Raw genomic sequence first — 6,588 nt, 5'->3', positions numbered from 1 at the left:
GCTTCAGTGGCCTTCTACCTCAGTTAACGAGTCCTGAGCCTAGTTCGAGAAGACGCCAATGCGGATGCCGTTTTACCGTAGCTGCTCCCAGATGGGCGCGATCCCGGGACGAAGGCGGATCGAGGGCACTCGGCCTGCAGACCAGCCTCGAATTCCCGGAGACCTGTACCGCCCAGATCGTGCCGAAACTTCAGAGCCTCTTCATGAGGCTCGGCGGCTGGGTCATGACCTCCTCAGCTGCTATGCTCTTTGGCTCACCACCCAACAGGGCTCAGAGCCCGTTTGAGAATTGCCCGATGGCACAACATTTAGTGCACCGGATCGGCCGCTCTCCCTGCATGTTGGGGTAGGCGTCTATTTTCAAACGGGCACTCAGAGTAGCCGCTGCTTGTCAGAGACTTCGGTGACTGCTCCAATATCACCGCATCAGACTGCTTTGGGAATAGCAGTTCTCGTCACCATCGCTGTGGGGATCGCTCTTGTATGAGCGCAGGCGCAAGGCTGGCACTCCCTTTGAGAGCAGCCCCTGCGCGAGGCCGTGTTCGGCCTGACTCTCGTCTCGATGGACTCTGATGATCATCGTGTACATATCTGCACCCCTGACGAGTGAAGCCGTGACCTGTTAGGGCGGCGAGGACCGGGAACGTTCGCGCAGCCTCGAGGTCTTCGGAGGGGAGACACAGCTCGTTCGCAATTCGGGTCAGACTAAAATGGAGCGACCCTTCTGACGCACATCCCGTGTGCCTTCCAACTATCATGAATTTCCGCTTCTACCCCTCAAGGCGGCACATGTGCAATTGAGGCTATGACCCGCTTGGGACTCAATTACTCTTTTGGGGCTGCTGATATTTCTGGCCGTTGCCTATTTGCTTTCATGCTGGCGGGCGGAGATACGGCTGCCGCCGCGGACGTCATGAAGGGGAGCGTATCGAGGCAGCGATATCAGCTGACCTATGGGAACCTCGCGTGTGGCACAACACTGAGTTGGTCGTACAACCGGTGCTCAGATTGCACAAGTATGCACGCACCCAGAGTCCGGCTGCCGCCGCTCCGGCGCCTCGCTTCAGAGGTAGTCAGGTTGGAATTCTGGTTTGTCATCCACGCTACTCAGCTCGAAGGAGGAGCGATGTGATAAGGAAGCATGCGCGAAGGTTATTTTCTCGCTACGCTAGTGACGCTTTGTACGTCTATGCAAGCCATTTTCGCGTCCATAGCCGCCTGCCAGATCTGAAGCATCCAAGAAGCTTCAGTGACTGCATGGCCTTCCGCAAGCTTTTCCCCCATCCGGTGTTCGGGATTCTTACCGACAAGATTCGCGTCCGGGATTTCGTACGCGACCGTCTCGGGGAGAGTTTTCTTGTCCCAGTTTATGATATCACATCTGATATCGAGAGCTTTTCATTCGAATCTCTGCCGTCCTCGTTCGTCATGAAGGCGAACCACGGATGCGAATGGACCGAGCTTGTTTCTGACAAGGATTCGGTGGACACCGAGCTGCTGCGTCAGAAGGCGCGTAGATGGCTAGCCCAGAACTTCTATGACACTCACCGGGAGCGTCACTACAAGAGCATCTCGCCACAGATCATGTTCGAGAGGTTGCTGACGGACCGAGGTCAACCGCCGAAGGACTACAAGATCAACTGTTTCCGGAAGAATGGCATTCTGACACAGATCGTCCAGGTCCACAGTGATCGCATCGCCAATCACAAAGTAAACTTCTTCTCACACGACTGGACGCCAATCAGGATGGACCACGGCTATCCGTCAGCTCCCTGCAATGAACTGTTGCGCCCCGACAATCTGCGCCAGATGCTTGCCGCGGCGGAGGTGCTATCGGAAGGCTTCAATTTCGTCCGGGTAGACCTCTACTCTGTCGAGGGGAGAATCTATTTCGGCGAAATGACTTTTACTCCCGGGGCCGGAGGACTACGGTTTAACCCGGTGGAAATGGACGAGATGTGGGGCTCACTTTTCGAGCCAGATCCGTCCCACTTTTCAAGGCATCGCATTTCGAACATGAGTTGTATTGGGGTGACTTCACGTTAGCCTAGGGGGACGACAATCCTAGCGCTCGGCCAGCGCGAGCCTTGCCCCAAGCGCTACAAAGGTGGCCGCAAAGACGCGGCGCATCGAGGCCAGCACCCGCGGTCGCGCGGTCACATGCCGACGCACCGAAGCGGCAAACACACCATAGAGGACGAACACGACAAAGGTCATGACCATAAAGACAAGGCTGAGCTCCAGCATTCGCCCTAGAGGGTGGATCTCGGCCGCACCCACGAACTGCGGCAGAAAGGCGAAGAAGAAGATCGAGAGCTTCGGATTCAGTGCGTTGACAAGGATCGCAGACCAGATGACCTGCCCATCCGAGCGCAGCAGATCCTTTGCCTCGACGCACAGTGCGTCGTGCTCCCGGAGAGTCTTCCAGGCCATGTAGAGCAGGTAGACCACGCCCGCATACTTGATGGTCTGGAAAGCAAGTGCGCTGGTGTGCAGGAGTGCGGCAAGTCCGGTAATGGCTGCCAGCATATGCGGCACGATCCCCACTGTGCAGCCAATGGCCGCTATGACGGCGGCGCGGGCGCCCCACGAGAGCCCAGCAGCGAGCGTGACGAGCACCCCCGTGCCGGGCGAGGCCACAATGATCAGGGAGGTGAGGAGGAAATCGGGGCTCATAGCTGATGTATCTCCAGGACGATCGTGTCAGGCCAAGTCTCGACCAGCAGGGATTGGAGTGAAGAATGTCACACGCCTATTCCGTGCACTCCACAGCCGCGTCTTGAACGAAATTGCAGGCTCTCCGGATCAGGTCATATAGCCACTGCGGAGAGGGCACCGGGAGGGAAGCCGAAGCGGCGCACGAAATGCCGTGTCACATGGCTCTGATCGGCGAAGCCGCTGTCTAGGGCCGCATCCGCCAAGGCCGCGCCGCCCGTGATGAGCTGGCGTGCAAGATCAATGCGCCGCTGTACGAGATAGGCGTGCGGCGTTAGGCCGAAGGCATGCGAGAAGCCCCGCACCACCTGGAACCGGCTGAGGCCACTGGCGCGCGCCAGTTCGGCCAATGTCACCGGGGCTGTCGGGTCGTCATCGATGACCTCCTGCACGAGCCGGATTGCGGCGGGGACGGCTGGCAGGGTCTCCAAAGGGTGCTCGCGCAGGAGACTGTCCGCCAGCACGGCAAGGGCTTCGTCGCGGCGCAGGCTCGCTCCGTCTTCCTGGATGGCTGTCAGTGCGCCATAGAGCACTCGGAAGGCGCCCGTAAGGGGGCCTCGTCCCGCAGAACGGGGCGGACAAACTCGCAGGTTCGCATCTTGCCCTAGCTCGCGTCGTATGCCGTTTCAGTAATGAGAGCTGGGTCGAGGTAGAGCATTCGCCAGACACGCCCAGCGGCACCGAGAGGTGCGCCGTCATGGACCTCGCCCGTGTCAATGCCGATTGAATCGTCCCCAGAAGCGCCGAAGTAAAAATCCCCACTTGTGCCGGTTACGTCCCCGGGGGCATCAGGCCATTTTTCGGAGGCCGGTCTTCCCGGCAGCGGCCGGATCAACCGGTGGCCGCGCTCACCTGGGGAAAATTCAATCGGCAGGTCTGGGGAGTTTCACTCCGGTATCAACAGCCCGGGTTGACGGTGATAAGGTCGCCAGCCCTGGCTCGACGACACCGCGCCCGCTCAGGGAGCGCTGTGCGCCTTGATCGAGGAGTCCGAACCCGAACTGCTCGTGGGAGTGGCGCGGGAAGGAATGGGCCGTTTCTGCCTCGACGGCTAGCACGCCCGCCATCCCGCAGGACACGACCTGAAATCGCCCTTGAGCCATTGGCTGCCTCCCTAACGCCTCGTCTGCCGCAGACTGCTTGAGAGCCTCGAATGTGCGCCAATTGTTAGCCAAGGCCAAGCAGGACCGATTGCGCTCTGAGGTGCAATCAGGCGTCCCAAAGATAGCCGACCGCCCAATCAAACAGATGCTCCGTAAACGTAGCCGTCTGGCACGTTCTAGAAATATGCCGAACTTCAGCAGTGGTACGATAATCGGAACTCATGGCACGTAGATGGAGTCGAGCCACCTCGCTTCAACTAGAACCAAGAAGTAGTTCAGCTCACATAGAATGCTCAAACCAACAGCCGCCGCTCTTTGGGTTCGCACAATTTTGGGATGATCATTGTTCACAGGGTGTTCCCCATCAGCGACCTGAGACGTACGGCGCTACATTCCCTTCGTTCGACGGCCGGCGATTTGGAAGGGACTAATCGAACGCGTGAGCGCGAGGCCGGATCTGTGGAACCCATCCGCTGAACCATTCTTGTCCCTGAAAAATCGAAGGGACACTCGAATGACGAAACGGAATGGCAATCGACCGCAGACGCATTTCGGGCTCGCCCTCCTTGCTTTCCTCTGCACAGGGCCAGTTATTCCAGCCGTGGCGCAGACCACTTGCGGAGATCAGGTGCAGGTCCGACAAGGCGATACGATGTTTAGCATAGCCGAGCGATGCAATACGAGCGTCGGGGCGCTTCGCAGAGCCAATCCGGAGATTGATCCGCTCGACATGCGCGTCGGTCTCTACCTTCACGTACCGGGCGGCTCCGCGCCCGAAACGAATTCTGCCAGCCGCCAATATACGTTCAGGGCGGGTGATACGCTATACAGCATCGCTGATGTACTCGGGACAACCGTAGATGCGGTGCTAGAAGCCAATCCGAGCCTAGATCCGGCCGATGTTCCGATCGGCACCGTGATACAGCTGCCGCGTGACGGCGGACACCTCCACACACCCGATCCGGCCGAAGCATCCGTCTCGATCTCGCCGGACCAAGGGGAGGTCGGCACTTGGGTGGAGATCAGCGCCTCAGGCTTTCCACCGGAAGTGCCAGTCAAGATCGGGGGTGGACCACCGAACTCGGAGTATAGGGTAATCGATCGGATGCGCGTCGGACAAAACGGCGGCGTACAGACTGTCGTCCGTTTGCCCGAGGCCGCTGCCGATAATGTACAATGGGTGTTCGTCGTCGCGACACAGGACAACCGGGTCAAAGCAGTCTCAGAGCGATTTGAAGTCATTGGTGGTGATGATGGCAATGCCTCTGGAGTCCGCGTAACCGGAACATTGTCCCGAGAGGGCGTCGAGTGCCCCGCGCTACGCAGTGATGACGGCAAGCTCTACACCTTGGCTGGCGACACCGGCAGGTTCAGTGCAGGTGACCGAGTGAAGGTTAGAGGCGAAGTCGCTCAGGCTTCAGTCTGCCAGCAAGGCACCACCATCAAGGTCCAGAGCATACAACAGGCGGGCTAAAGCCTTCTTAGGCAGAATGGATGCGGAAATCCGTCTATATATGTGGAAGCTCAAAGTTGTCGTTGAGGCAGCGGCTAGAAGGATCGTTGCACGGCTCGCCCCAAAGCTTAGGTTGCACGCAGTGGAGCATGTTTGTCAGTCCCTTTACCACCCTTTATATTCTTGGAGCCGTCCATCANCGTTGCACGGCTCGCCCCAAAGCTTAGGTTGCACGCAGTGGAGCATGTTTGTCAGTCCCTTTACCACCCTTTATATTCTTGGAGCCGTCCATCATCTGAGAGCCCGTTTGAGAATTGCCCGATGGCACAACATTTAGCGCACCGGATCGGCCGCTCTCCCTGCATGTTGGGGTAGGCGCCTATTTTCAAACGGGCACTGAGAAGCCAGCGTGTATTGGTCTAAATCGGACCATATAGTCTAAATACAAAGCTAATATTCATGATACACTTGGAATTGCGTGTGGTATATCTCATGCGTTCCAGCAGCCGAAAATTTTTGCCGGCAATTAACTTGAAATTACTACTTTTCGAGAAGGGTTACTATGCCCGATTGATCGTGCTGCTGTGGCACGAGCCTCCTGCGGCGATGCAGGCGGGCCCACAAAGAAGAGATGACAGTCCAAAACTCCCCGGCTCGGAAGAGGGTAACGAGCATTTTGTCCAGCATCACCGGCAGATTCTATGCCGGAATGGCCGTCGGTATCCTGGCGCTGATTGCGCTGTCGATCTATGGATCGATGACAATCTCAACGGTTCTCACAGAGCGCAAACAGGCCGAGCTCAAGAACCTGACCGAGACGGCGATCAGTATCGTAGCAAGCTATCATGCCCGGGCTGGTAAGGGTGAAATGACTGTCGATGAGGCCCAAAAGCGTGCCTCTGAGGCTCTTCGTGTTCTCCGCTACGGTGGGTCGGAATACTTCTTCATTTTCAGCTACAGCAACGTCAACCTGATGCATCCGGTCAGCAAGCAGTTGGAGGGTAAAGACCAGTCCACACTGAAGGATGCCAATGGCAGGTACTTCACCAAGGACATGGTCGACGCGGCTAAGCAGGGTGGAGGTTTTGTATCGTACCTGTGGCCGCGGCCTAATCAGACCGAGCCCTCGCCCAAGATGACCTATGCCGCAGCCTTCCCGCAGTGGGAATGGGTGATCGGGACCGGTGTATACGTGGATGACCTGGCGGTCGCAAGTGCCGAGTACCGCAACGTCTTCCTGGCTCTGGTTGGGTTGGCCGCTCTGCTCCTGGTAGCTGTTGCGTTCGGCCTCGGTCGTAGCATCTCCCGGCCGATGAA

5 protein-coding genes and 1 pseudogene are annotated in these 6,588 nt (G+C 58.0%); 3 read left to right on the top strand and 3 right to left on the bottom strand.

Annotated elements, in window-relative coordinates; all coding sequences use genetic code 11:
* Positions 1–1,257 precede the first annotated feature (1,257 nt).
* A complete protein-coding gene (locus LG661_RS23910) occupies positions 1,258–2,046 on the top strand; it encodes an ATP-grasp fold amidoligase family protein (RefSeq protein ID WP_230534502.1) in 789 nt (262 codons plus the stop codon).
* An 18-nt stretch (positions 2,047–2,064) separates the two neighbouring features.
* On the opposite strand, the gene LG661_RS23905 is transcribed toward LG661_RS23910, so the two are convergent.
* The 3 genes and pseudogenes from LG661_RS23905 to LG661_RS23895 all read right to left on the bottom strand — a co-directional run.
* Positions 2,065–2,676 carry a LysE family translocator gene (locus LG661_RS23905; protein ID WP_230534501.1) on the bottom strand — a complete coding sequence of 204 codons (612 nt, stop codon included), beginning with the start codon at positions 2,674–2,676 and terminating at the stop codon, positions 2,065–2,067.
* 134 nt (positions 2,677–2,810) lie between these two features.
* Positions 2,811–3,248, bottom strand: coding sequence for a helix-turn-helix transcriptional regulator (locus tag LG661_RS23900; protein WP_230534500.1), 438 nt, complete (start codon positions 3,246–3,248; stop codon positions 2,811–2,813).
* A 373-nt stretch (positions 3,249–3,621) separates the two neighbouring features.
* Positions 3,622–3,818, bottom strand: a pseudogene (locus LG661_RS23895) (AraC family ligand binding domain-containing protein); the annotation flags it as partial.
* 514 nt (positions 3,819–4,332) lie between these two features.
* Here LG661_RS23895 and LG661_RS23890 point away from each other — a divergent pair.
* Positions 4,333–5,292, top strand: coding sequence for a LysM peptidoglycan-binding domain-containing protein (locus tag LG661_RS23890; protein ID WP_230534499.1), 960 nt, complete (start codon positions 4,333–4,335; stop codon positions 5,290–5,292).
* A gap of 655 nt (positions 5,293–5,947) precedes the next feature.
* Positions 5,948–6,588: cache domain-containing protein (locus tag LG661_RS23885; RefSeq protein ID WP_230534498.1), on the top strand; the 641-nt coding region annotated here is incomplete at its 3' end.

It is taken from the genome of Microvirga roseola, from assembly GCF_020866965.1.
Lineage (GTDB): Bacteria > Pseudomonadota > Alphaproteobacteria > Rhizobiales > Beijerinckiaceae > Microvirga > Microvirga roseola.
Note: the sequence above shows the minus strand (reverse complement) of the source record. Positions and strands in the feature narration are given on the sequence as shown.